This is a genomic window from Endozoicomonas sp. ALC013 (genome assembly GCF_049310205.1).
Taxonomy (GTDB): Bacteria; Pseudomonadota; Gammaproteobacteria; order Pseudomonadales; family Endozoicomonadaceae; genus Endozoicomonas.
On record NZ_JBLYNS010000411.1, the window covers coordinates 1 to 1,037 of the forward strand.

Below are 1,037 nucleotides of genomic sequence, written 5' to 3' on the forward strand. Positions count from 1 at the left end.
AGCTATGTTGCGTTTAAGGGTTGAAGTGAAGAAATTCTAAAATTTTGTTGCCCAGTCGATCAGATGTTAGAGCATTGATGCCAGTTAAAGCCCTTCTCCATCCCAGATAGTGTGATAGATATTTTGTCGCAACTCCGTGAAAAATCCCTGTAATCCACTGCTTCAGGTGGCTGTGGTATGCATTCACATGCTGTAAGTGAAAAACACCTTCTATCACCCGTATTCCAGAGGATGACACCAGCTCCTTAAAAGTAAATCCTAACGCTCTCGCAAGCTTTTCATGTGCAAGACTGGCATCGGCACATACGACAGTTTCAATATTTATCCGACCATTTAAATGGCGACAGAGTTCATCAGCGCTCTCATTTTTCAATACACCATCAACCGTCTGACTTCCTCGGTCTCTAGCTACCATGACTGGTATTTTTCGACAGTCTGTCTTTTTATCACTACCTCGTTTCCTCGCGGGTCTTGGCAGGCCTTTTTTTTGACCTTTAAAAGATTCACGAAAAAAAGTTTCATCGAGTTCGGCAATACCACTGAGTTCTGGTGCCTGATCATGCTCAATGACCTGTAAAAAACGATGTCGCCAACGGAATGATGTATTTAACGAAACTCCGCATTGCTTGGCAGCCGGGCGAAGCGTTAAAGAGTGGGTCATTCCCTCAAGATATTTCGGCCATGCTTCAGGGCGTCTTAAACGGGCCAAAGGTGTTTTGGAAAAAGCGTTCAGTGTTTTTCGGCAAATCTTGCACCGAAATCGTTGGCGTTTGTTCCTTTTCCCCCAGCGCTGAAGGGCTTCAGATCCACAATGAGGACATTTTGGAGCCCGTACAAAACTATCCTCAATAGACTTTGCAATATCGGAAGGAGAATTTTGCTCTGATAGAGCATTGATAAGAGTATTTCGCTGCTGGCTGCTTAATAACGGCACAGCATTAAGAAGATCTTGAAACTGTTGGGGCTTCATAACGTAGCCTCCCATTGCAGGGGATCACGACAGTTTAGACCTATCAACCTTTAAAACAAACATAGCC

At 44.2% G+C, this 1,037-nt stretch carries 1 protein-coding gene; it reads right to left on the reverse strand.

Translation table 11 applies throughout. The features are described 5' to 3' along the window. Window positions 1–13: 13 nt before the first annotated feature. Window positions 14–970: an IS1595 family transposase gene (locus ACO6V1_RS24200; RefSeq protein ID WP_422464165.1), complete on the reverse strand. Its 957-nt coding sequence runs from the start codon at window positions 968–970 to the stop codon at window positions 14–16. Window positions 971–1,037: the final 67 nt, after the last annotated feature.